The sequence below is a fragment of the Flavobacterium maritimum genome, from assembly GCF_040049085.1.
Taxonomy (GTDB): domain Bacteria; phylum Bacteroidota; class Bacteroidia; order Flavobacteriales; family Flavobacteriaceae; genus Flavobacterium; species Flavobacterium maritimum.
The window spans coordinates 34,015-59,468 of sequence record NZ_JBDLZY010000002.1 but is presented as its reverse complement, the minus strand read 5'-3'; the positions used below and the strand labels follow the sequence as shown (position 1 = coordinate 59,468).

Genomic DNA, 25,454 nt, shown 5'->3' with positions numbered 1-25,454 from the left:
TTAGATCTTCCATAAAATGGTTTGTAAAAAAGGGCATAAGGATTCCATTCAATTATCAACTAAACAAATCACAAAAGTGGTTGTGTCATCAGTATTTCTATAAGCCAGATAACCTCCGTGAGCTTCCACAATGTTTTTGGATAATGTGAGGCCAATTCCAGCACCTTCTTTTCGTGTAGTAAAAAAAGGCAAGAATATTTTGCTTTCTATCTCATTTTCAACACCATTTCCATTGTCAGTAATCATAATGAAAGTTCTCATTTCTTTGACTTCCGCTGAAATTTCAATCTGTTTTTTTTCAGTATCCGCTAAGGCATGAATACAATTTGTCAAGAGATTGATTAATACCTGTTCCATTTGTAGAGAGTCAACATTTAGCCGGCGGTCGAAAGTAATATTGTTTATGACTACTATTTGTTCCTTTTTGAAGATAGGGGCCATAATCTGTAAACTATTTTCAATCAATTTTAACAATTCAATTTTTTCCTTTTGTGGTGATGGCAGCATGGCTAGTTTACGGTAACTCTCTACAAATTGTTGTAAATGATCACTTCTCCTCAACATTGTGGCAACGCTAGTTTTCATATCATCTAAATCTTCTGCCGAAATATTTTCTTGTTGAACTAAGTCCTGTAGATTTTGGGAAAGTGATCGAATAGGGGTAATCGAATTCAAAAGTTCATGGGAAATAACTTTCATTAAATTAATCCAAGCCTCTTTCTCTTTTTTCTCTATGACATTTTGAATCGAGTCTAACAAAACAATAAAGTAATCGTGATTAAAAATTTGACTCCTAGAAGTTTGTATTACAAATGTTTGTGTATCCTGTTGATTAACACGTATTTCTAATGATGTTTTAATTTCCTGAAAACCCTGTTCTTCTATAATTTCGCATAGAGAAGGCAAATGATTTTTCAGATAGTTCCACTTGGAAACTTTTGGAACATCAAAATGTTTCGAAAAATAATCATTCATCAAAAATATATTCCAGTCAGTTTCTCCTTTTTGAAGAATAATAATGCCTGTTTCGATATTGTTTAAAATAGAACTGTAAACAATGTCTTTTGAAACTTGTTCATTTTGTTTGTTTTTTAAATTTTCATACAATTTGAATAAAGTAGAATAGTTTTGATAGGATTTATGTTTTGAAAAATCTGATGTAAAATCGTTTTGCAAAATGGAGGTAATTGTTCTGTCGTAAACCAAAAAGACATTTTTTAGATAAAAATACGTTTCAAGAATGAATAGAAAAGTTATAAGAAAACCGAATATAGCCGAAAAAATTAATCCTTTTTGAAAAAGGAAAATTGAAATTCCAGTACTTGAAAGAATTAACATTAATCTAAAAAAAAGGAGATGGTATGTTTTCAAGGATTTATACATATTAGTTGGTGGTAATATTATATTTTTCTAAGCGTCGGTATAATGATGCTCTTGACAACCCTAACTCTTCAGCTGTTTTACTAATATTGTTATTGTTCTTAGTGAGTATTTTTTCGATAGCAGTTTTTTCGACAGCCGAGAGCTGAATATCTTCTTGATTTTCTTCGTAAGTAGTGATTTTCTCCAAATCCAAATCGGAAACAGTAATGAGATTGTTTTCGCAAAGAATCACGGCACGCTCTATTCTGTTTTCCATTTCACGGATATTACCGTTCCAAGCGTGTTTTGCTATTTGTTCCAATGCTTTTTCGTCGAAAGTGATTTCATCATGTCCATATTTATCAATCATTTTTTTCAAAAGATACTGTGCCAAAGGAATTTTATCTTCGTTTCGTTCCCGCAATGGAGGCAACACAATTTCCATAGTATTGATACGATAGTACAAATCTTCCCTAAAATTTTTATCGGCAACTTCTTGCTTCAAATTCAGGTTGGTCGCCGTTATGATTCGGACATCCAAAGGCCTTGCTTTCGATTCTCCCAATCGTGTCACTGTTTTTGTTTGAATAACTTGTAAAAGTTTAGATTGTAAATGCAAGGGAACGTTTCCTATTTCATCCAAAAAAATTGTCCCGTTTTGAGCCATTTCAAAACGTCCGGGCGTATCAGTTTTAGCATCAGTAAAAGCTCCTTGGACATAGCCAAATAATTCACTCTCAAAAATATTGGTATTCAAGGAACCCAAATCAACGTGGATAAAGGGACTATTTTTTCGCTCTGATTGACGATGAACATGATGCGACAGAACAAATTTACCCGTTCCGTTTTCACCAAGAATTAAAACGTTGGCATCTGTTTTAGCCACTTTATCTGCCAAAGAATAAGCCTTCTTTATAACATCTGAATTACCAACAAAGAATTCTTCAATACTCTCAACATTATTTGGTTTCTTTTGTTCTTTCCGACTTTTATCAACACCTTGTTTTACAACGCTGAGCAATTTTTCATTTTCCCAAGGCTTTAAAATATAATCAAATGCGCCAGCTTTTAAACCTTCAACCGCAGTTTCTACCTTACCAAAAGCAGTCATCAGAATAACAACAGTTTTTGGCGAAAGCGTTTTTATTTCTTTTAATAAATACAACCCCTCTCTACCGTCCTCAAATCCTATTCTGTAATTCATGTCCAACAAAACGACATCAATTACGTTTTTTGCCAATAATTCAATCACATTTTTCGGATTATTAAGTGTAAAAATGTTTTCAAAATGTTTTTTAAGGAGCATTTTGGAAGCAAAAAGAATGTCTTCTTGATCATCTATGACTAATATAGAGGCATTGGTCTTTTTCATTGTTGTTCGGTTTCGGACAAAAGGTGTTCAATATCGAACACTTTAAAAATTTGGCAAAAAATAAAAGCTTAAAAATAAGGAAATTACGATGTTTAAATTTCTGGCACGATAATCCTTTTAGGCTTATCAAATTATCAGCAATGGACACCACAATTACACGTAAAACTAACAAAAATAAGTATCTTTTAATCGGTTTACCAATTATCTTAATCTTTGGGTATTTAATCTTTACTTCGGCAACCAAGAAAAGAAGTCTTACAATAAAGAGAGATGAAATCACCATTAAGACAGTTGATAATAATTTTTTTGAAGATTTCATGTCTTTTCAAGCAAAAGCGGTTCCCTTACATTCAATGCTAATTAATATCATTGAAGGCGGAGCAGTTCAGGAAATATTTGTCGAAAATGGAGATATGGTTGTAAAAGGGCAACCGCTGGCAAGATTGTACAATCCTAATGCAGAATTGGCTTATATGCAACAAGAAACAGCCATCATTGAGCAAATCAACAATTTGAATAAAGCCAAACTCGATTTGAGAAATCAAGAGTTGAATTTGGAAAAAGACTTGATTGCAATAGAGCATGATTATTTGGATGCCAAAAACTTATATGATTTGAACAAGAAACTTTTTGAACAAGAAATACTTTCTAAAAATGAATGGGAAAAGACTAAGGAGAATTATCGTTTTCAAAAGGAACGCATGAATATTATTAAGCAAAGTGTCAAAAAAGAAAAACTGGCAAATCAAATTCAGATTGGACAACTCAATCAATCGATTGCCATAATGAACAAAAGTTTGGACATATTAAGAACGAACAAAAAGAATTTCCTAATCACATCACCTATTACCGGAAGGCTTTCTTCATTCGAACCAATATTGGGAAAAACATACGCACAAAACACGAGTATTGGTTCTATTGATGATAGGAAAGGTTATAAATTGGTCGCTGATATTGATGAGTTTTATTTGGACAAAATTGCTTTGAAACAAAAAGGGACTGTTGATTTTGAAAACAAAACCATTGAAGTCCAAATAACCAAAGTAATTCCGGAGGTTAAAAACGGAAGGTTTCAAGTGGAATTAGATTTTGTTTCCTCTGAAAAACTGGATTTGAAGCAGGGGTTGAGTTTTGGGGTGAAATTAAATCTGTCTGAAAAAACAAAAACCAAAGTTCTTTCAAAGGGAAGTTTTTATGAAGAAACCAGTGGAAAATGGATTTTTGTTGTCAGCGGAAACAAAGCAGAAAGAAGAACAATCAAATTGGGGAGAGAAAACCCACTGTATTATGAAGTACTTGGCGGATTGAAGGCTGATGAACAAGTAATTACTTCATCCTATAAAGATTATAAGGACGTAGAAGTTTTGAATTTCGAATAAAGAATAAATAAGCAAGCTTAAAGAATAAAGAGAAAATAAATAATTATATAAAAAATCATCAATCAAAAAACGAATAATATTATGATTCAAATTAAAAACCTTTCAAAAGTATTTAGAACAGAAGAAGTAGAGACTAAAGCATTAAGCGAAATTTCATTAACCATCAAGGAAGGTGATTTTGTATCTATCATGGGACCTTCAGGAAGTGGAAAATCTACTTTATTGAATATTGTTGGATTACTGGACAGCACTTCTAGTGGGAGTTATCAATTACTAAATCAGGAAATGATAGGACTTAAAGAAAAAGATAAATCAAAAGCCAGAAAAGAAAATATTGGATTCATTTTTCAGAATTTCAATTTGATTGATGAACTATCAGTATATGACAATATCGAATTGCCATTGATTTACAATAAAGTTCCTTCATCTGAAAGAAAGAAAAAAGTATCCGTAATTGCCGATAGATTAGGGCTTTCACATCGATTAAAACATTATCCACAGCAACTTTCCGGAGGACAACAACAACGTGTTGCCGTTGCCAGAGCTTTGATCAACGACCCCAAAATCATTCTTGCCGATGAACCAACAGGAAATTTGGACAGTAAAAGCGGAAACGAAGTGATGGAATTACTTACCGATTTGCATGCTAACGGGGCTACAATTTTGATGGTTACACACTCAGATTATGATGCTTCTTTTTCCCAAAAAACTATTCATATGAAAGATGGAGTAATCCTTTCTGAAAAAGCAAATAGTCGTAATGTTGATGTACTGATAAGCCAATAAACTCTAAGAAATTATGTTAAAAAATTGGACAAATATATTTTTATACCACATCAAAAATAACAAGCTTTTTACAGCTTTAAACATTTTGGGTTTGAGTATTGGAATCGCGGGATTAATTTTTGCATTACTGAATTGGAATGATGAGAAGAGTTACAATGATTGGAATCCTGAAAAAGGAAATGTTTTTCAGGTTTTGGTCGATATTGGAGAGAACGTAGCAGGAGCAAATACTCCAGTTACCTTTGAACCATTCTTAAAAAATGAGCCTAATATTGAAAAGATGATGTACTGCGAAAATTGGTACGAATCCCCACTTTATAAATATAAAGACAAAAAAATAATTATTCAAAAATTGTTTAACGCTCAAAATGATTTCTTTGATTTTTTTCCTTTTGATTTTCTTCAGGGAAATCCAAAAACCGTATTGCAAAATGAAAATAGTATTGCTATGAAAAAAGAAACGGCAATACAATTTTTTGGAAGTGAAAATCCAATCGGAAAACAAATTCAATATGAAAATCAAATTCTAACCGTAACCGCTGTATATAAAATTACAGAGAATTCATCGATTGCTCCTGATGCAGTAGTGAACAATATGAAAAGAAGGATTGATCTAGATAAAGACAATTGGGGAAATTTTAATAATGGTTGGTTTATCAAGTTAAAAGACCCTTCAAAAGCGAATGAAATTTCGAAAAAAATCACTTCCATTTACTATCAAAATAAAATAGTTAAAGAAGCAAAAGGAGAAGGAATCAGTCCAAAAGAATTTGAATCAAAATATGGTCATTTTAATTTCATATTGGAACCTCTTTCAGTTTCCAGATTACACTCTAAAGGTCAAGGAATGCCTGAAGGGAATGGGAACTACCAATTTCTACTGATAATGGTTGGATTGTCTATTTTAATTTTGATATTATCTATAGTCAACTATATAAATCTGGCAACCGCAAATGCTATTCGCCGAGCCAAAGAAGTAGGTGTGCGAAAAATTGTTGGTGCTTCAAAAGCTGAAATAATCAAGCAGTTTTTGTTTGAAACTATAATTACTGTTTCGATTTCTATTTTGCTGGCATTAGTTATTGTTGAACTGTCATTACCCTATTATAATGAGTTTTTAGATAAAAATTTAATCATTTATGGTAACCAATTTTATCTCCAAACTATATTCATTTTTATAATTACTGTAATTTGTGCAGGCGTTTTTCCAGCGATATATGTATCTAATTTTGAAACTTTAAAAGTATTGAAAGGGAATTTTGGTAGAAATAAAAGTGGTGTCTGGCTTCGGAACGGAATGTTAATTCTACAATTTAGCATTGCTTCCTTCTTTATTATCGGTTCTTATATTGTATACGAGCAAGTACGCTATCTAGCCAATAAAAACTTAGGATTTTCAGGGGAACAGGTTTTAGAAATTTTTTATTACAAACCGGAAGCCATCCGCAATGCAAAAAATTCAGAACAACAGATATTTGATCGATACATAACTATCAAAAATGAAATTTCAAAAATAAAAGGAGTAGAGCAAGTAGCAACAGGAGCATTCAAATTTGGTGGAGGAAATGATTCTTCTTCGAGTTTTAGTTATAAGGGCAATAATATTCAAGGTCAAAATTTGGCAGTTGATTTTGGTATGCTTGAAATGATGAAAATTGAAATGGCACAAGGCCGTTATATGGATCCAAAAATTGCTTCAGATACTATAAATTCGATGATGGTCAATGAAACAGCTTTGAAGATAATGAACGAGAAAAATCCAATTGGTAAAATTGTCGATTGGAATGGTAACAAACTCAAAATTATTGGTGTCGTAAAAGACTTCAGCCTTTATAATCCACAAGGAAAAGTACCTCCAATGGTCTTTTTTCACTTCAAAACAATTGGGTGGATGATTGGAAACATTCAACATATCTACGTAAAAGTGAAAACTGAAAATACAGAGCAGACTATTGCAGATATTGAAAAATTCTGGACTAAAAATGTCGATTCAGATTATCCATTTCAATATGATTTTATTGATAAAAGTTATATGCGAACCTACAAAACATACGTAAAGCAAAAAAATCTTTTCTCTTTACTAAATGTCATTGTGATTATCATTGCTCTTTTCGGGTTATTCGCTTTGGCTTCCTATTCAATCCAAAGACGTATGAAAGAAATCGCGATTAGAAAAACACTAGGTGCTGAAACCAATGTTTTGCTTAAAGAATTATCCAAGCAATACATTTTGTTTTGTGGGATTGGATTTCTAATTGCTCTATTTCCTGCCTATTATTTACTCAACAAATGGCTAGAGAATTTCGCTTATCGAATTGAAATTTCAATCTATCCCTTTATAATTGGGTTTGTAGCCTTACTGTCATTAACACTATTGGTAGTACTTTCAAGAGCATATCAAGCTACAAGGGTTGATGTTTTAAAATATTTGAAATATGAATAAGCACAAAGAATTCACATCTACTTCCAATTAACCTAAATCTAAACTATGTTAGTAAACTATATAAAAATATTTATTTACCATTTAAAACAAAACAAACTGTTTTCATTTCTCAATGTGTTGGGATTGGCAATAGGAATTGCAGGTTTAATTTTCGCGTTACTGTATTGGAATGACGAACAAAGTTACAATTCTTGGAATCCGGGAAAGGACAATGTCTATCAGGTATTGGTTCAATTGACTGATATGCCGGTTATGGCAGAACATCCAGTGCGATTGAAACCTTATTTAGAAAGAGATTCTAATGTTGAAACGATAGTTTTTGCAGACGATTGGTATCAAAACGATAAAATTATTTACAACGGAAAGAAAACTTTAGTAGATAAAATCATTAATGCAGAAAGTAGTTTTTTTTCTCTCTTTCCTTTTAAAATTATTCACGGGAATGCAATTTCAGCATTGAAAGATGATTCAGGAATAGCCATTTCTGAAGACCTTGCTAAAAGAGTCTTTGGTAATGAAAACCCAATTGGCAAGCAAATTAATTGCTTTAATTCTATGTTTACTGTTCGCGCCGTATATCGCATTCCAGGTAATTCATCTATTGCTCCAAATGTTGTAATCAACCGAATGAAAGAGCCGGAAAAATATGAAGGTCTATTTTCATTAAAAATTCTTTTAAAACTGAAAAATCCTTTGAAAGCGGAAGCTACCAGAAAGATGTTGGAAAAAGCATATTATGAGGAAGGTATAGTGAAAAATGCAAAAGAAGCCGGTTTTACTCCAGAGGAAATGACGAAGAAACTTGGGCATTTTGCTGTTTTCTTGGAACCACTCTCAAAAGCAAGATTACATTCAGCAATGGATGGATATCCTGAAGGCAGAGGTAATTATCAGTTTTTGCTGATTATGGCGGGATTGTCCGTTTTAATTCTCATTTTATCAATTGTCAATTATATCAATTTGGCTACAGCCAATGCTATAAAACGTGCCAAAGAAGTGGGTATACGCAAAATTGTGGGCGCATCAAAAGGTGATATAGTTGCCCAATTCATTTTTGAAACCATCTTGATTAGTTCATTTTCAATCTTATTGGCTTTGGTCATTGTAGAATTGACATTGCCATATTACAATGATTTTCTAGGCAAAAACTTAATGATTGTTGGTAGTCAATTTTATATAGAATTAATTCTGATTCTAATCATTACTATTTTGGTTGCAGGTGTATTTCCGGCAGTTTATGTTTCTAATTTTGAAATGCTAAAAGTGTTAAAAGGGAATTTTGGAAGAAGCAAAAGCGGTGTTTGGCTACGCAACGGAATGTTGATTTTTCAGTTTGCAATCGCAACGTTTTTCATCGTTGGATCTTACATTGTGTACCAACAGGTAAAATTTATAAGCAATAGAGATTTGGGTTTTATAGGAAATCAGGTTATTGTAATACCCTTAAATTTTCCAAATTCAGATTATGAAGTAGAAAATCCCGGACAAAATATTTACAACAAATACAAAACTATCCAACAAGAATTAGCCAAAATAAATGGAGTAGAAGGCATTTCAACAGCTCTTATGTCTTTTGATGGTTCGGATAAGTCGTTAGGACCTTTATTATACAAGGACGTATTATTCAAAGTCCGTACGGTTGCAATAGATTATAATTTTCTGCAAATGATGAAAATAAAATTAAAAAAAGGCAGGAATTTAGATCCTAAATATACTTCGGACACGATTAGTTCTGCTATAATTAATGAAAAAGCAGAAAAATTATTAGGTATGAAAGATGCAATTGGCCAGGAAATTAGCATTAGAAATCGAAAGCTAAAAGTGGTTGGAGTTATTAAAGATTTTAACTTACTAAGTCCCGAGATTGAAGTGTCTCCGATGGCTTTCTATCATCCTAAAACTGTAGGGATAGCTCAAAATATAAGCAAGGTTTATATAAAACTAAAATCGGATGATGTCGAAAATACTATAGCCGATATCGAGAAATTTTGGACAACTGTTGATACCGAATATCCTTTTAAATATGATTTCGTAGATAAGCAGTATGCCAGAACCTATGAAAGTTATGTAAAACAAAAGAACCTTTTTTCATTACTGAATATAGTGGTGATTGGTATAGCAATTTTCGGGCTGTTCGCTCTGGCTTCTTATTCGATACAAAGACGAATGAAAGAAATTGCTATTCGAAAAACGCTTGGTGCGGAAACGAATGTTTTATTGAAAGAGTTATCAAAACAGTACATTTTCTATTGTATAACAGGTTTTGTAATTGCTTTGTTTCCAGTGTATTATTTATTGGACAAATGGCTTGAAAATTTCGCTTTCAGGATAGAAATGAGCTTGCTTCCTTTCGTTTTCGGATTCATCCTATTACTTACGCTTACGCTGATCATTGTACTTTCAAGGGCATATCAGGCCACAAAAACAGACGTTTTGAAATATTTGAAATATGAATAGAAGAATCGCTTTAACGATTGTCTTTTTAGCATTTTGTGCTTTGGCAAGCGGTCAGGGAAATCCTTGGTCGCTTACAAAGTGCATGAAAATGGCTTTGCAGAATAATATCGAAATCAAAATTAGACAGCTCGAAATAATAAGGACACAGAAGTCGCAAAACTCCGTTTTAAACCGGATGTTGCCTGTTGTCAATTTATATGGAGAACAAGCGTATAATTTTGGATCTACTATTGATCCTTCGACTAACGGTAGGGTCAGTTCTAATATTCAAAATGATAATTTCTATCTCAACGCCAGAACAAATTTGATTGATTTTAATGCTTTTGCAAATGCCAAAAAGGATAAAATCAATATTGAATTAGCCAAAGCCGAAAAAGAAGTTATAGAAAATGAATATAAACTGCAGATTTTGGAAAGCTACTATCAAGCACTTTATACACAGGAATTATTGAAAATCCAAAAAGAGCAACTCAAGCAGGCATCTTTCAACTTGGATAGAGTAACAAAGGAAGTCGCCATTGGGAGTAAGCCTCAAAGTGATTTGTATGATATGCAATTAAGCTTTTCAGAAGAAGAAAACCGAAATTTAGAAACCGAACAGTTATACGGAATAAAAAAAACACAGTTGTTACAACTGATGAATGTTATGGATGTTTCAACTGATGAAGTGATTTTGGAACCTTATTTGAAAGAAAGAACAATTGATACTGTTGAAAGTACTGCCTATAATCCTAAAATAAAGTTTGCGGAACTTAACTATCAGAGCAGTTTAAAATCGATAGGCTTGGAAAGAGCTGATAATTTGCCTGTATTGTTTGCCTATTATGGATTTTCTACTTTTTATTATAGAACGCTGAGTCAGGAAAACGCAAACACTGATAGCTTTCAAAATCAAATGGCCGACAATAAAAGCCAGCAAGTGGGCATCCAGTTGAATGTCCCTATTTTTAATGGCTTTAGAAATAACAAAAAAATTGATGCATCGAAAATTGAAAGTGAAAAAACAAAATTAGCTATAGTACAGGAAAAACAACAGCTAGACAAACAAGTGGCATTGGAAGAACAAAACAAAAAGAACTATTTGCAAATTCAGAATAAATGGAGAGAAAAGCTGGAATATGCCAAAGCCTCTCTAGTTACTACACAAGCCAAATTTACAAGCGGAAAAGTAGAAGCGATTGTATATTCTTCCGTGAAAAATCAATTTCTTTCGGCTGAATATGAAGTTTTGAAAAACAATCTTCAACTGCAATATATTGACTTGAAAATAAATTTATTGAAAAATGATAGCTTGTAGGATGGGACATAACTTTGATGAAATATGGATGTAACCTTTAGAAGCTAAGGAGCTATCTTAAATCATTACGTTTGTAATGCTAACTTCTTTAAATCCAGCAAAAAAATGGTTCATAAACAGGTTCGTAAGGACCACAAAACTTCTCAAGAAATTAAGAAGTTTTTTTTTTACTTTTTTGTAAAATTCTTGAATTTCGGAGGACAATTTTATACTTACGTAAAAATACTAAGAAGCATTTCAATCTGCTAGAAATTAAAACATTAATAATCCGATACTATTTTTGCGAAAGATTTAAATCTCTGATAAAATGACTTTCATCGGCATAACCTTGCAGTATTCCTTGTTTAGAATGTTGGATTTAGTTTACATTTGTAGATAAGAATCGTTAAAAATAAAATACAATTATTTCAGAATTTAAAATTTTTGAAGCGCTTTGTTTAGGTTAGAAAATAAACAAATAAAAAATCGCAGCAAGTGACCCATTGATATATTTGGTTCATCGGGCTGGACTAAATTAGTTTCTGGTGGAAACCAAGACCATAAGGGGAGTAAGCTCCAGTAATGGGATAACTGAAGAATTAAAAGGAAAATTTAGCAAGACTTCTCAAATTGGGTCCAAAGGAAAAGAAGCAAATGCGGCATGTAACGATCGTCCAAAAAAATACTTAGGGAACACAACACTTCGTGTGTCAGGTGAGGAACTACGGAGAAATTAAGGGAATGCCAAAAATTTTAAATATGAAAAAAAAAATTATAAGTTTTATTGTTTTACTTACAAGTTTATTAGGGTATAGCCAATCAGCTGAAGATTATAATAGTAGCGGGATTTCAAAAGGGAGGATAGGAGACTACAAAGGAGCTATTGCAGATTATTCTAAGGCAATTGAGATTGAACCTAATAATAAATATTCGTATTCCAACAGAGCAAATACAAAGAATCAAATTAAAGATTACAAAGGAGCTATTATCGATTTTACTAGATGTATTGAGATTTATCCTAATTGGGGTGACGCCTATCTGGGCAGAGGACAATCAAAGGAAGAATTAGGGGATTACAACGGGGCTATTTCAGATTATACGAAAGCTATAATGATTAATCCGAATAATACCGATGCTTACCGATTAAGAGGAATTTCAAAATCTTTATCAAAAAATTACCGAGGAGCACTTGCAGATTATAATAAAGTTCTAGAGATTAAACCTGACGATATCGGAATATTTTACTACATAGGACAATCAAAGGCTAAATTAAAGGATTACAATGGGGCTATTTTGGATTATACCAAGGTTATTGAGATGTATTCTAAATGGGGTGGTGCGTATTATAATAGAGGACTTTGCAAAATAGAAGTAAAGGAAAAAATCGATGGATGTTTGGATTTTAGTAAAGCTGAAAAACTAGGTGTTGAAGAGGCTCACGATGCGATAAAAAAGTATTGTAATTAATCTTTTATATGGATATAGTAAAATTTAAAATCACGCCTAAAACAATTAAAATCGAAGTTCGAAATTCTAATAACTATATTTTTGATTTTAATAAAGCTGTTGATATAGAGAAAGAGGATAGAGATGTATTATTAAAGCTATACACGGCCTTAGACTTACTTTTTAGGAAAGAAAATGTTACCGAGGTAAAAAACCATATTTCGCCCAATCAAACCAACATATTGGACCAGATTAATGAGGTTTTGGATTTAGAATAGGAAAAAATTAAATGCTATAGGCTGGCGATTAAGGGAGCTTATAGTATTTTTGAGACGATTCTTTACTTTTGAAATATAGAATATTCTTTGTCCAATGTTGATTTTTGTTAATGATAAATCAGCTACTTTTCAATTTGGATTATTTAGTAATATTAAATCATTTTCAAGATTTATTATTTTCTTTAGATTGGAACTGATTTTAAAATTTACATTTTACTGCCACCAAATTAACAGGCAAAAAATAAAACTTTTTTATCTGAATTTGCAATATGGATTTTTTCAACAATGGTATTTTTATCCAAATCATCTTCTTTAAAAGCATTGTTGATGTTTTTGAGGTACGGATCTTTGCCGCTAAAAACTTGATTTAATTGATAGCAAAAAAGTTTCTTTTTCAAATTGAACTTCAATTTGTGTTTGCTTGTTAGTATAAATGAATGCTTGATTATTGATAATGTGTGATAGTAATGAAATTGAAATAAGCATTTTGGATTGCGTTTTTAAAACCCAGATAATGAACTAATAATTTACCTTTAAAAAATTAATATTTCACTTCTTCACCACTAAATAAGCCAGCCCCGGATCATTCAATAGCCGTTCCATTTCAGAATGAATGTTTACAAGAAGTACAAGAAAAACATTATGTCTGGAATTACAAAGTTGCTTTTTTAATATAGAAAAAATAATTTCGTACCCAAACGATAAAATGTAAATTTTTTTTTTAAATTTGAGTGTAATTGATTGATTTTTAATGATGTTTTGTAATTCGATAGGAAACAAATAAAAAATAAAAAAAATGAAAATCAAAATTAATTTTCTATTAATCATTGCTATAGTAGCATTTTCTTTCAGCTGCAAAAAGGCGCAACAAAAAGAAGAAACACAAACAGAATCCCCTAAACCCAATATCCTTCTCATCGTTGCAGATGATTTGGGATATAGCGATATAGCGTCTTTCGGAGGTAATATTCAAACGCCAGTGCTGTCGAAATTGGCAAAGGAAGGTTTATCCTTTTCAAACTTTTATGTGCAGCCTACTTGCTCGCCCACACGCTCGTCCTTACTCACGGGAAATGACAACCATGTTGCGGGATTGGGAATAATGGGAGAGGGTGATTATCCCGCATTGCACAACCTACATCTTCCTGGCTATTCGGGTCATCTTAGTGACCAGGTGATTACCATTCCCGAGCTGTTGCGTGATAATGGTTATCATACTTATATGGCCGGTAAGTGGCATTTAGGCGAAGGCCGGGGTAAAGATCCTTTCGACCGTGGATTTGAAGAAACTTTTATTCTAGGCTCAGGTGGCGGAAGTCATTGGAACGACAAGAAAGCGTTGTCACTGCAGCAAAAAATGAATTACACGAGAAACGGAAAAGCTGTTGAGCCTTCGCAGGATTTCTATTCCACAAAAAACTACACCGATTCGATGATAGAATTCATTGATAAAAACAAATCGGACCAAAAGCCTTTCTTTGCTTACCTATCCTATACCGCCGTTCATGACCCGCTTCATGCGCCAAAAGAATACATAGAGAAATATAAAGGCAATTTCAACATGGGTTGGGATTCGCTTTGGGTGCAAAGGCTCAACAATTTGAAAGCGTTGGGAATTGTGCCGAAAAATTTGAGCAAATTCTCAAAGAACCCAGCCGTCCCGAAATGGGAAACACTTAGCCATGAACAAAAAGAAGATTTTGCCAGAGACATGGAAGTGTATGCTGCTATGCTTGATTACATGGATATGAGCATAGGTCGCTTGTTTGATTATTTAAAGAAACAAGGATTGTATGACAACACTATGATTGTTTTCATGTCAGACAATGGCGCTAATGGTCAGATGGCAACGTTTTACCCCGGAAATGAAGATGGTAAGTATTTGGGTTCGTTCAATAATAAAATGGAAAATCGCGGCTTACGAAATTCTTATGTGGAGATGGGACCTGGTTGGGCTCAGATGTCTTCATCCCCTTTCAGGTTGTTTAAAAGTTTCACGACAGAAGGCGGCATCAAAGCACCCTTGCTCATAAAAATGCCGCGACAAACAAAGAATTCCGGGCAGTGGAATCGAAGTTTTGCCCATGTTACCGATGTAATGCCAACCGTACTTGAACTTGCAGGCGTGGCTTATCCACAAAAATACAAAGGTAAAGCTATTCATCCTTACATCGGCAAGTCGCTGTTGCCTGTGTTAAATGGCGATTCTGTCTCGGTGCATTCAAATGACGGAATGGGATGGGAACTTTTTGAAATGAAAGCCTACATTAAGGGTAAATGGAAAATACTGAGGCTTCCTCAACCTATGGGGGTAGGAGTATGGCAACTGTATGACCTTGAAAAGGATCCTGCTGAAACCACCGACCTCTCGGCGAAATATCCCGATGTCAAAAAGAAATTGATCAGTAAATGGAATGATTATGCGCGGGTGAATGAAGTGCATGACCATCACGGACATTTTGATACTATTTATAGGAAAAGTGCTGCTATTAAAGAAAAGGACTAGGGGTTAAAGTTATAAATTTTATATGAATCAATTCATCCTAATAACCTGCAAAAACTGTGGCAATCATTTTACTGGAAACTATTGTAATATTGCAGTCAGCGTGCTGAAACGCGTCGTATTACTTGGCATGAACTGGCGCATCATTGTTCACTTGTTTGGATGTCACGATTTATTTCTTAATCATCAAATAAGCCAGTGCCGGACCATTCAATAGCCGTTCCATTTCAGAGTGACTGATATCCTGTATATCCTGTTTTATTTGTAAATAATTCAGCTGTACCATGGCATTATCCAGTTTACGGATGACGGCAATATCAATATTGAAAAGGAGGAACAGGCGGCTCTAATTGTTTGGAACGGCTATCTCCGCTATTGATGGTGATAAATAGCCTGTACCTAACAGCTACTATAACGGATTTGGGCATTTGGCTTAATGGAAAGTTGGTCTTGTAGTTGGGATGATTTGCTTCGCCTGTTCGCTATCGCTCGGGTGGCAAATCCGAAAATAGGGCTTAATTTAATCCCAAACCCGTTGTAGTACCAGAATGTTGCCAGTCATTTTCATTACGATACTGCAAAAAGACACTAATGAAAAAATATTACTCAATAAGTAATTTGTTTCTACTTTTATAGTAGATTGTTTCCTCTAAACATTTCAACTCTTTATAATTTTACGCTTTAATAATATTTTTACTTTGTAAAATGAAAATATTCACAGAATTCAAAACATATAACGAATATCTCAAATTGCCCAAACCATTGGACAGCGATATTGACGTTGGATATTATGACCCGCCAACACAACTTTTAAAATCAGAACCGGTAGCTGTTGACTTTTATAGAATTTCAATAAAAATTGGATATAAGGATAAATCTAATCTTAACACAAAACCAATCAATGCAGTATTTTTCAATAGTCCGAAAATAGCTGTTGGTTGGGATGTTGACCCAACTTATAATGGAATGTATCTGCAACTTTCTAAAAAAATAATTGAACAAAATCGCTATTTGTTCAAAACCTATCTTGACTACGGACAACACGAAGCTTTGTATTTAACCGATGAAGAAGTGCAAGAAATAGAAGCTGTTTTCAAATTAATGATGAAATATTACGAAAGTGAAAAACGAAATTACAATGTATTATTATCGTATGTAAATGTGTTAATTTCATTAGTGGAAGCATTTTATAAAAGACAATTTTCTACTGACCCAAAAGAGTATAACCGTATCGTAACCGACTTCCAACAAAGTATTAAAGATTATTATAATCAGCCTGTTTCACAACTTCCAAACGTTCAACATTTCGCTGATAAATTAGGCTTAACCGCCAATTATTTAGGCGACATTGTTAAACATTTCACTAACAAATCTGCACTCGAAAATATTCACGATTTTATAATCAAAAGAGCAAAAGAGTTATTAGTAGAAAACAAAAAACTAAACACCTCAGAAGTCGCATACGAATTGGGTTTTGAATACCCAAACTACTTTTCAAAATTCTTCAAAAAACAAGTAAATCTTACTCCAAAAGAATACAGATTACAAGCACTCGAAAAAAAATAATTACAATGAAAAACGCCTTGTTAAAGGCGTTTTTCATTGTAATCAGTAAAATGTCTCTTTTTTGGTAGTAATCAGTTTCCGTCTCACGGCTTGCTTCATTATAATTTTGCATAGTAATTAAAAACATTATAAAAATGGATACTATGAATTCTAAAAACAACGAAGAAAGTTCAAGACGAAACTTTCTTCAGCGGTCTGCCATCGCAGGAGTGGGTTTATTATTCGCGCCTAATTTACTGTCTGCAAGTAATAAAGAAGTAGAAGAAAAATACACCGAAAAAGAAAGCAATATGAATACAAGAAAATTAGGAAAACTAGAAGTGTCGGCATTAGGTGCTGGTTGCATGAGTATAAGTGCCAATTATGGTTCTCCTGCAAAAATTGAAGACTGTATAAAAACCATTCGAAGTGCTTATGAAAATGGCATAACGTTCTTTGACACAGCAGAAGTTTATGGCCCATATACCAATGAACGAATTGTTGGCGAAGCATTAGCACCATTTAGAAACAAAGTTTCAATTGCCACAAAGTTTGGCTTCAATATTGAAAAAGGCGGATTGAACAGCCGACCTGAACAAATAAAAAAAGTTGTAGAAGAATCACTAAAACGCTTAAAAACTGACCGAATTGATCTTTTGTATCAACACAGAGTTGACCCAAATGTACCCATTGAGGAAGTGGCAGGAACTGTAAAAGACTTGATTAGTCAAGGCAAAGTATTGCATTTTGGTTTATCAGAAGCAAATGTAAAAACTATTCGAAAAGCACATTCAGTTCAACCAGTTTCAGCGATTCAAACCGAATATTCATTTATGGAAAGAGAAGTAGAAAAAAATGGCGTTTTGGAAATTTGTGAAGAGCTGGGAATTGGATTTGTTCCTTGGGGTCCAGTTGGAATGGGCTATTTGACAGGAAAAATAAATGCTCAAACCCAATTTGAAGACAAGTTGGATTTGCGTTCAACTTTTTACCGTTTTAGCCCTGAAAATTTAGCATTAAATATGCCTATCGTAAATCTTTTGAATCGATTTGCGTCAAGCAAAAATGCAACTGCTTCTCAAATTGCTTTGGCTTGGCTGTTAGCACAGAAACCTTTTATTGTTTCTATTCCAGGTACAAGAAATATTCCACATTTAAAGGAGAATTTAGAAGCATTAAACATTAAACTAACAACAGCAGATTTGCTGGAATTAGATTCAGAGTATGCGAAATTAAAAGTATATGGTGGGAGAATGAATGCAATGCAGATGGCGATTTGCGAATAAATAATAAAAACAAAAAATACCTGAAAAATGAAAAAAGTATTGCTTATAAATACCCATTTAACCTATCCTAATTGGACAGAAGGAAAATTAAACAACTCATTTATTCAAAAAGCAAAAGACTTTTTTGAAGCAGAAAGTTTTGAAATTTTAGAAACAAAAGTAGAAGAAGGCTACAATGCTGACGAAGAAGTAGAAAAACATTTGCAAGCCGACATAATTATTCTACAAACGCCTGTGAATTGGTTTGGAGCACCTTGGATTTACAAAAAATATGTAGACGAAGTCTTTAATAAAGGGCTTCATAGTCAAAAATTTCTTTCAGGCGATGGCAGAACAAGGGAAGATGCAACGAAACAATATGGAACTGGAGGAAAACTACATAGCAAAAAGTTTATGATTTGCGCAACTTTTAATGCACCAGCAGAAAGTTTCAACAATCCTTCTCAAACACTATTGCAAGGAAAAGGTACAGCCGATTTATTTCTAAACATAACCAGCAATTATAGTTTTTGTGGTGTTGACATTTTACCAGAATACAATTGCTTCGATATTTTCAAAAATAACGATGTTGCAAAAGACCTTGAAAACTATCCGAAACATTTGGCAAAAGTTTTAGATTTATAAAAACTGAAAAACACCAAGCAAATCCGAAAATAGGCTTAATTTAGTCCCAAACCGGCTGTAGTACCAGATCGTTGTAGTCTATGGTAAAACGACACTTTAAACCAAAAACTCAACCAGACGTACCTTTAATTGAGCCCTGCAGAAAGACAAAATGAGCTTTACGATAAAGTCATACTAAAGCGAAAAACGTAAATTTGTTGGTTATTAATCTAATAGCTGCAAATTATGGACGTGCAACAAGATGATAAATTAAAAACTATAAGCTATTCAGGAATATTTCTTTCGTGTTTTTCTGATTACGGCGAAAAGTGTATTCACGCAACGCCTGAACATGTTTTGGTATATTTGTATTCGGGCGAACAGATTATAGAAGACCGAAACAAAAAGATAAAATTACAGGCAGGCGATTGTGCTTTTATCCGAAGAGACCATCGATTAAAAATGTACAAAAACAGCAAAGGAGAAGATTTGTACAAAGGCATTTCATTGACTTTCAAACGTAACGTTTTGCGAGAGTTCTACAGCAAAATGAACAAATCTGAGATACCCAAAAGTATAAAAATTTCTGATAAAACTGTTTTCAAACTAGAGCCAACTCCTGCGATAGAAAGTTTGTTCCAATCCCTAACACCTTATTTTGACAGCAACGTAAAACCAAAGGATGGCGTTACGCATTTGAAATTATTGGAAGGAATTTACGCTTTACTGAACAGTAACGAACAACTTTATCCCATACTTTTTGACTTTGCCGAACCTTGGAAAATTGACCTTTTGGAGTTCCTCAATGGCAACTATATGGAAGACCTCACAATGAAGCAAATCGCTTCGTTTACAGGTCGAAGTTTAGCTACTTTCAAAAGGGATTTCAAGAAAATAAGCAATCTTACACCACAAAAATGGCTGATAAAAAAACGCTTAGAAACAGCTTATATAAAACTGAAAGAAGAAGGCAAAAAAGTACAAGATGTATCGATTGAAGTAGGCTTTAAAAATCCCTCACATTTCTCAACAGCATTTAAAAAGCAATACGGAATACCACCGACCGAAATATAAAAAATGAGCTTTACAGAAAAGCAATTTGAGCCTCACAACAAAATAGTTGCGAGGCTTTATTTTTAATTTTGCATTATAAAAAAGTAAGACAATGCAAACAACAGATATTTTCGAGCGACTAAAAAACGGAGAAACCATTTCGGCAAACGACCCTGAAGCCTATAAAATGCGTGAAGCTTCTTTTGTTACTAAGAAATTATTGGTTCAGATGAATAATACATCAAACCCAACTGAAATCAGAGATTTATTAAGTCAAATCACGAATACTGAAATTGATGAAAGTACTACGGTATTTACACCTTTACACATCAATTACGGAAAGCATACCAAAATTGGTAAAAACGTATTCGTCAACTTCGATTGTGCTTTTCTTGATTTGGGAGGAATTACCATAGAAGATAATGTACTGATTGGGCCGAAAGTCAGCCTGTTGTCAGAAGGGCATCCTGTTTTACCTGAAAACAGACATTCGCTAATGGTTGGGCACATTCACATCAAGAGAAACGCTTGGATTGGTGCTGGAGCTATCATTTTGCAAGGCGTAACCATTGGTGAAAATGCGATCGTAGCCGCAGGAGCGGTAGTTTCACACGATGTACCCGACAATACCATTGTAGGCGGAATTCCAGCAAAATTTTTAAAAACAATTTAAATATAAATAAAATGAAAAAATCTTTTGTTATCGCAATGATGATACTCATAACAGGACCATCATTTGCACAAAATGGAAAAACTAAATCTGAAAAAATGAATACAACAGAACATTATACTTTTAAACTAAGCGAAAAAGTAACACGGCAAAAAGTAACCTTTAAAAATCGTTATGGCATAACGCTTTCAGGCGATTTGTACATTCCAAAAAATCACGACAATGGACCATTAGCTGCACTTGCCATTAGCGGACCTTTCGGAGCAGTAAAAGAACAATCATCGGGCTTATATGCCAACCAAATGGCAGAACGTGGATTTATTGCAATTGCTTTTGACCCTTCTTTTACAGGCGAAAGCGGTGGCGAGTACCGCAATTTGGCTTCCTCTGACATCAACACCGAAGATTTCAGTGCAGCAGTAGACTTTCTTGGTATACAGAAGAATGTTGACAGAAACAAAATAGGCATCATTGGAATTTGTGGATTTGGCGGATTTGCTTTAAATGCAACTGCTGTGGACAAACGAGTGAAAGCCGTTGCCACAACAAGTATGTACGATATACCGCGAGCCGCATCAAAAGGCTATTACGACAAAGTAACATTAGAAGAGCGCACAAAAACTTTAGAGCAAATGAGCCAGCAACGTTGGAAAGACGCAGAAACTGGAAAACCAGCATCAGGAAATCGTTCTAATGCAGAGAAATTGAAAGGTGACGAACCGCAATTTGTAAAAGATTATTTTGATTACTACCGCACTCCAAGAGGTTTCCACCAGCGTTCAATAAATTCAAACGGAGCGTGGACAGCTACCAGTGCATTTTCATTGATGAACATGCCAATACTGACATACATTAAAGAAATTTCGCCACGGCCTGTTTTAATTATAGCAGGCGAAAAAGCACACTCTCGCTATTTCAGCGAAGATATTTACAAAGCAGCAACCGAACCAAAAGAGCTGATGATTATTCCTAACGCTGTTCACGTTGATTTGTACGACAGGGTTGAAATTATTCCTTTCGACAAATTGGAAATGTTTTTTAAAGGGCATTTAAAATAAGCATTGTGAAATATTCATTTTTAATTATTTTGACTTTTATGTCTGTTTTTATCAGCAGTGCTTCGTCTTGCGATAAAAACGATGACAATATCAATACAGAAAACAATAACGCTATGACAAATGGAAAAATCAAAATTAAGGTCAATTCACAAACCTTTACAGCTACGCTTTTGGATAATAATTCGGCAAAAGCATTTAAGGAAATGTTGCCTTTGACTATCAATATGATTGAACTGTACAGCAACGAGAAATATTATGATTTGCCAAGCGGTCTTCCAACAAATTCGTCCAATTGTGGAGCTATAAAAAATGGTGACTTGATGTTGTACGGGTCAAAAACCTTGGTGCTGTTTTATAAAAATTTTTCGACATCATACAGTTACACAAAATTGGGAACGATCGATGATATAACAGGTTTAGCAACTGCATTAGGTTCAGGAAACATAACCGTTACTTTTGAATTGGAATAACGGAAAAACTAAACCCACAAGAAACACAGCTTATAACAGGATTTATTTAATAATCTGTATAATTATTTTAGGACGGGACAAAAGATACTCGTTTTTTAGCACGATTAAAAATTTAAACAGGAAGATACAGGCACAAAAAAAGGAGGTCTTTTTAAAGGACCTCCGATTGTAGATTCTGATTTATCATTTATCAACTCATACTCTTCAGCATGAAATGACTATTTGAATAAGCTTCTCTTTTCAGACGGTTTTACTCAAGTGATAAATCAAAACAACACTCAAAGATACAATTTATTTTGACCATAACAACTGTATACCACAGGTTTAACGAATCATTAACTCTGATATAAAGCCTATATTTTTTTCTTGATTAGGATTTTAGTGACCCTATTTTAACTAAAAAAGCTAAAATAAAAATAGGGTCACCAATAAGGTCACTGTTCTTTGATAATATAGGTGCTTTTTGACACTTTACAGAAAACAAAAAAGCCTTTAAATATCACTATTTAAAGGCTTTTGATGTTTTAAGTTTCTTTTGAAACTTACTACTGGCGGAGAAAGAGGGATTCGAACCCCCGGACCTGTTACAGTCAACAGTTTTCAAGACTGCCGCATTCGACCGCTCTGCCATTTCTCCAGTATGTCGCTTTCATTACCTGATTGCGAGTGCAAATATAAGAACCTTTTTTGGTTATGCAAATCTATTTTTAGAAAAAAAGCATCTATTTTTATTACTAATTTTTAAAGCTTTCATTTTCTATGCTTTAGAACAAAAATATTTTTAATTTTTTTTTTGATCTGCATTTAATATTTTACGTATTCAGTTATTTCTAGTCCGTAACCTATCATTCCGACACGTTTGGTTCCCTCAGTATTGGATACCAATCTAATTTTTGAAATATCTAAATCATGTAATATTTGAGCTCCAATTCCAAAATCTTTGCTGTCAATAACAATTTTAGGTGCTTTCATTTCACCTTGTGCTTGTAATGATTTAAGTTCTGCAATACGATTCAACAAATTGATGGATTGCATGTCCTGATTAATAAAAATAACGGCACCTTTTCCGGCTTCGTTAATCACTTGGAACATATTATCTAACTGTTGCTCTGCATTATTGGTCAATGTGCCCAATAAATCATTATTTACCTGTGAAGAATTGATTCTGGTCAAAATGGATTCTCCCAAATTCCAAGTCCCTTTTGTTAATGCAATATGAATTTGTTTATTGGTGGTTTGTTGGTAAGCACGCAATCTGAAAGTACCAAAGCGGGTTTCAATATCAAAATCTTCTTTTTTGACAATTAGACTGTCGTGTTGCATTCTGTAAGCTACCAACGCTTCAATTGAAACTAATTTAAGGTCGAATTTTTTAGCCACTTTTACCAATTGTGGTAATCGTGCCATCGAACCATCCTCATTCATGATTTCTACAATGACACCGGCAGGTTTAAAGCCAGCCAAACGGGCAAAATCAATAGCAGCTTCGGTATGTCCGGTTCTGCGTAAGACACCTCCTTGTTTTGCAATAAGAGGGAAGATGTGTCCAGGGCGCGCTAAATCATGCGGTTTCGTTTTAGAATCAACGAATGACAAAATAGTTTTGGCTCTGTCTGCCGCAGATATTCCGGTGGTTACACCGTTTCCTTTTAAATCTACAGAAACAGTAAATGCTGTTTCCATAGGGTCTGTATTGTTGCTAACCATAACATGCAGCCCTAATTCTTTACAACGGCTTTCTGTTAATGGTGCACAGATTAATCCACGCCCATGAGTAGCCATGAAATTAATCATTTCTGGAGTTACTTTTTCGGCAGCAGCCAAGAAGTCACCTTCGTTTTCTCTATCTTCATCATCAACAACAATGATAATTTTTCCTTGTCTGATATCTTCAATTGCTTCCTCAATTGTGTTGAGATGTATTTTATTTGTAACCATGTAGGGTGTTAATTTTGAGATGGAAATAATTTTTGAAATATTTTTTGAAATGGTGCTAAAATAACATCTATATTAATTAATCCGATATCGTTTGTAGCTCTGTATGTCAAGAGAACAGCGAGAGGGGACAAAATAAATGAGGACATCCAAGCTCCCATGAAAGGGGATAATTCTCCTTCCTGAGAAACCCTTTTACCAAAAGTGTTTATAAAATGGAACGTTATAAAAATTAAAACTGCAAAAACAATAGGAAGTCCAAGTCCTCCTTTTCTAATGATAGCTCCTAATGGTGCTCCAATAAAAAACATTAAGAAACAGGCAAAGGCTATGACAAACTTATCATATAAGGCGGTTAAATGTTTATTGATATTTTTTTGTTTGTTTTTAAATTCAGTTTCCGATGCATCTATAGAATACTTTGTACTTGTGACATTACTACTGGCAATGCTCAAGACTTCCGATTTCTGACTGTCACTAAACAAAGACAATATATCTTTTGGATAAGGATTAATTTTCTTCTTAGGCAGCACTTTAGTATTTTTTAAAGTGTTCTTGTTTTGTTTGGCCTTGTCCAATGGAGTAGGGGTGATTTTTGGAGGCGATACGGGAGCTTTAATTTCTTTCGGAATGCCAATACGTTGATTGATGTTTTCCGAAAAAGAGATAATATCCGTTTTCAGCGTTTTATTAAGTGAATCCAAAGTGTAATTCAATTCACTTACATTAAGCATGGTATTCGTATTAGTAACGCTTTCGTCATTGATATCCACTTTATTCAATTCTGATAAATCGATATTAATGATATCTTTTTTAAAGGAACTTTTTACAAAAGGCATTTTACTGCGGTCTTCGTATTTTTTAGGAACAATATCTTCATAATAATTCCCGTCATTTAATACTAATTGAAGGATACTGGATTCCTTGCTGCTGATTAGTTCTCCATTCTTTGCCTTGATAACTGTTTTACTACCATCACCAATATTTGTTTTTTTGTGAATGGTAATCCCGGTTAAAATGTTTCCGTTTTCTCCGGATTTTTTATTGACTTTAATATTGTAAAAACCAACATCATTGAACTGACCTTCCGCGATGGCCAAAGCAGGCTTGGCTTGCGCAATGTTTTTTCTAAAATTGACAAATTTGTATTCGGCAAAAGGAATAACATTATTGGCAAAAAAGAAAGCAACAATACTCAGTAAAAGAATGAATACTGTTAATGTTCTCATAGCTCTTTGCAGCGATATTCCAGCAGATTTCATTGCAGCGAATTCATAATTTTCGGATAAATCACCAAAAGTCATGATGGAAGCCAATAACACAGATAAAGGGAGTACCAAAGGGATTATTCGAGGCATCGAAAACAATAAGAATTTGATAACCATCATCAAATCCAAGTCTTTACCGGCCAGTTCAGCAATAAATAACCAAACTGTTTGCAAAATGAATATAAAAAAAAGGATTACAAATACCGTAGTAAATGTAATCAGGAATGTTTTAAGAATGTATTTGTCTAAAATTTTCACCTACGA

At 33.7% G+C, this 25,454-nt stretch carries 21 protein-coding genes and 1 tRNA gene; 16 read left to right on the top strand and 6 right to left on the bottom strand.

Features of this window, described 5'->3' with window-relative positions:
- Window positions 1-48 precede the first annotated feature (48 nt).
- Both ABEB23_RS04375 and ABEB23_RS04370 read right to left on the bottom strand, forming a co-directional pair.
- Entirely contained in the window at window positions 49-1,206 is a 1,158-nt protein-coding gene (locus tag ABEB23_RS04375) for a sensor histidine kinase (RefSeq protein ID WP_348811184.1), read from the bottom strand.
- A 178-nt stretch (window positions 1,207-1,384) separates the two neighbouring features.
- Window positions 1,385-2,734, bottom strand: coding sequence for a sigma-54-dependent transcriptional regulator (locus ABEB23_RS04370; protein WP_348811183.1), 1,350 nt, complete (start codon window positions 2,732-2,734; stop codon window positions 1,385-1,387).
- A 140-nt stretch (window positions 2,735-2,874) separates the two neighbouring features.
- On the opposite strand from ABEB23_RS04370, the gene ABEB23_RS04365 reads away from it, so the two are divergent.
- The 8 genes from ABEB23_RS04365 to ABEB23_RS04330 all read left to right on the top strand — a co-directional run bounded on the left by ABEB23_RS04365 (window position 2,875) and on the right by ABEB23_RS04330 (window position 12,799).
- Window positions 2,875-4,113: an efflux RND transporter periplasmic adaptor subunit gene (locus ABEB23_RS04365; RefSeq protein WP_348811182.1), complete on the top strand. Its 1,239-nt coding sequence runs from the start codon at window positions 2,875-2,877 to the stop codon at window positions 4,111-4,113.
- Window positions 4,114-4,194: 81 nt separating this feature from the next.
- A complete protein-coding gene (locus ABEB23_RS04360; protein WP_348811181.1) occupies window positions 4,195-4,899 on the top strand; it encodes an ABC transporter ATP-binding protein in 705 nt (234 codons plus the stop codon).
- Between the two features lie 13 nt (window positions 4,900-4,912).
- Window positions 4,913-7,342: an ABC transporter permease gene (locus ABEB23_RS04355; protein WP_348811180.1), complete on the top strand. Its 2,430-nt coding sequence runs from the start codon at window positions 4,913-4,915 to the stop codon at window positions 7,340-7,342.
- Between the two features lie 45 nt (window positions 7,343-7,387).
- Window positions 7,388-9,799, top strand: coding sequence for an ABC transporter permease (locus ABEB23_RS04350; protein WP_348811178.1), 2,412 nt, complete (start codon window positions 7,388-7,390; stop codon window positions 9,797-9,799).
- Window positions 9,792-11,096, top strand: coding sequence for a TolC family protein (locus tag ABEB23_RS04345; RefSeq protein WP_348811177.1), 1,305 nt, complete (start codon window positions 9,792-9,794; stop codon window positions 11,094-11,096). The genes ABEB23_RS04350 and ABEB23_RS04345 overlap by 8 nt, the downstream gene beginning before the upstream one ends.
- Before the next feature lie 524 nt (window positions 11,097-11,620).
- Complete coding sequence (locus ABEB23_RS04340) at window positions 11,621-11,812, top strand: hypothetical protein (RefSeq protein WP_348811175.1); 192 nt, start codon at window positions 11,621-11,623, stop codon at window positions 11,810-11,812.
- A gap of 22 nt (window positions 11,813-11,834) precedes the next feature.
- The gene (locus ABEB23_RS04335; RefSeq protein WP_348811174.1) at window positions 11,835-12,542 is read left to right on the top strand and encodes a tetratricopeptide repeat protein; all 708 of its coding nucleotides are present in this window, start codon (window positions 11,835-11,837) and stop codon (window positions 12,540-12,542) included.
- An 8-nt stretch (window positions 12,543-12,550) separates the two neighbouring features.
- Window positions 12,551-12,799 carry a hypothetical protein gene (locus ABEB23_RS04330; RefSeq protein ID WP_348811172.1) on the top strand — a complete coding sequence of 83 codons (249 nt, stop codon included), beginning with the start codon at window positions 12,551-12,553 and terminating at the stop codon, window positions 12,797-12,799.
- A gap of 227 nt (window positions 12,800-13,026) precedes the next feature.
- Here ABEB23_RS04330 and ABEB23_RS04325 read toward each other — a convergent pair whose 3' ends face one another.
- On the bottom strand, window positions 13,027-13,197 hold the full coding sequence (locus ABEB23_RS04325; protein WP_348811171.1) for a hypothetical protein: 171 nt from the start codon (window positions 13,195-13,197) through the stop codon (window positions 13,027-13,029).
- Between the two features lie 398 nt (window positions 13,198-13,595).
- Here ABEB23_RS04325 and ABEB23_RS04320 point away from each other — a divergent pair, with 398 nt between their 5' ends.
- The 8 genes from ABEB23_RS04320 to ABEB23_RS04285 all read left to right on the top strand — a co-directional run bounded on the left by ABEB23_RS04320 (window position 13,596) and on the right by ABEB23_RS04285 (window position 21,987).
- Window positions 13,596-15,305, top strand: a complete 1,710-nt coding sequence (locus ABEB23_RS04320) for an arylsulfatase (protein ID WP_348811170.1) — start codon at window positions 13,596-13,598, stop codon at window positions 15,303-15,305.
- A gap of 702 nt (window positions 15,306-16,007) precedes the next feature.
- Window positions 16,008-16,868, top strand: a complete 861-nt coding sequence (locus tag ABEB23_RS04315) for a helix-turn-helix domain-containing protein (RefSeq protein ID WP_348811169.1) — start codon at window positions 16,008-16,010, stop codon at window positions 16,866-16,868.
- Window positions 16,869-17,002: 134 nt separating this feature from the next.
- Entirely contained in the window at window positions 17,003-18,133 is a 1,131-nt protein-coding gene (locus ABEB23_RS04310) for an aldo/keto reductase (protein ID WP_348811168.1), read from the top strand.
- 27 nt (window positions 18,134-18,160) lie between these two features.
- A complete protein-coding gene (locus tag ABEB23_RS04305; RefSeq protein ID WP_348811167.1) occupies window positions 18,161-18,757 on the top strand; it encodes an NAD(P)H-dependent oxidoreductase in 597 nt (198 codons plus the stop codon).
- 225 nt (window positions 18,758-18,982) lie between these two features.
- On the top strand, window positions 18,983-19,810 hold the full coding sequence (locus ABEB23_RS04300; protein ID WP_348811166.1) for an AraC family transcriptional regulator: 828 nt from the start codon (window positions 18,983-18,985) through the stop codon (window positions 19,808-19,810).
- Between the two features lie 91 nt (window positions 19,811-19,901).
- Window positions 19,902-20,462: a DapH/DapD/GlmU-related protein gene (locus ABEB23_RS04295; protein ID WP_348811165.1), complete on the top strand. Its 561-nt coding sequence runs from the start codon at window positions 19,902-19,904 to the stop codon at window positions 20,460-20,462.
- A gap of 11 nt (window positions 20,463-20,473) precedes the next feature.
- Window positions 20,474-21,517, top strand: coding sequence for an alpha/beta hydrolase (locus tag ABEB23_RS04290; RefSeq protein WP_348811164.1), 1,044 nt, complete (start codon window positions 20,474-20,476; stop codon window positions 21,515-21,517).
- 5 nt (window positions 21,518-21,522) lie between these two features.
- Window positions 21,523-21,987: a cyclophilin-like fold protein gene (locus ABEB23_RS04285; protein WP_348811163.1), complete on the top strand. Its 465-nt coding sequence runs from the start codon at window positions 21,523-21,525 to the stop codon at window positions 21,985-21,987.
- Window positions 21,988-22,536: 549 nt separating this feature from the next.
- Here the strand turns inward: ABEB23_RS04285 and ABEB23_RS04280 are convergent.
- The 3 genes from ABEB23_RS04280 to ABEB23_RS04270 form a co-directional block, all read right to left on the bottom strand.
- Window positions 22,537-22,624, bottom strand: a tRNA-Ser gene (locus ABEB23_RS04280).
- Window positions 22,625-22,791: 167 nt separating this feature from the next.
- Window positions 22,792-23,925: a 3,4-dihydroxy-2-butanone-4-phosphate synthase gene (ribB, locus tag ABEB23_RS04275; protein WP_348811162.1), complete on the bottom strand. Its 1,134-nt coding sequence runs from the start codon at window positions 23,923-23,925 to the stop codon at window positions 22,792-22,794.
- Between the two features lie 8 nt (window positions 23,926-23,933).
- On the bottom strand, window positions 23,934-25,448 hold the full coding sequence (locus ABEB23_RS04270) for an LptF/LptG family permease (RefSeq protein ID WP_348811161.1): 1,515 nt from the start codon (window positions 25,446-25,448) through the stop codon (window positions 23,934-23,936).
- Window positions 25,449-25,454 lie beyond the last annotated feature (6 nt).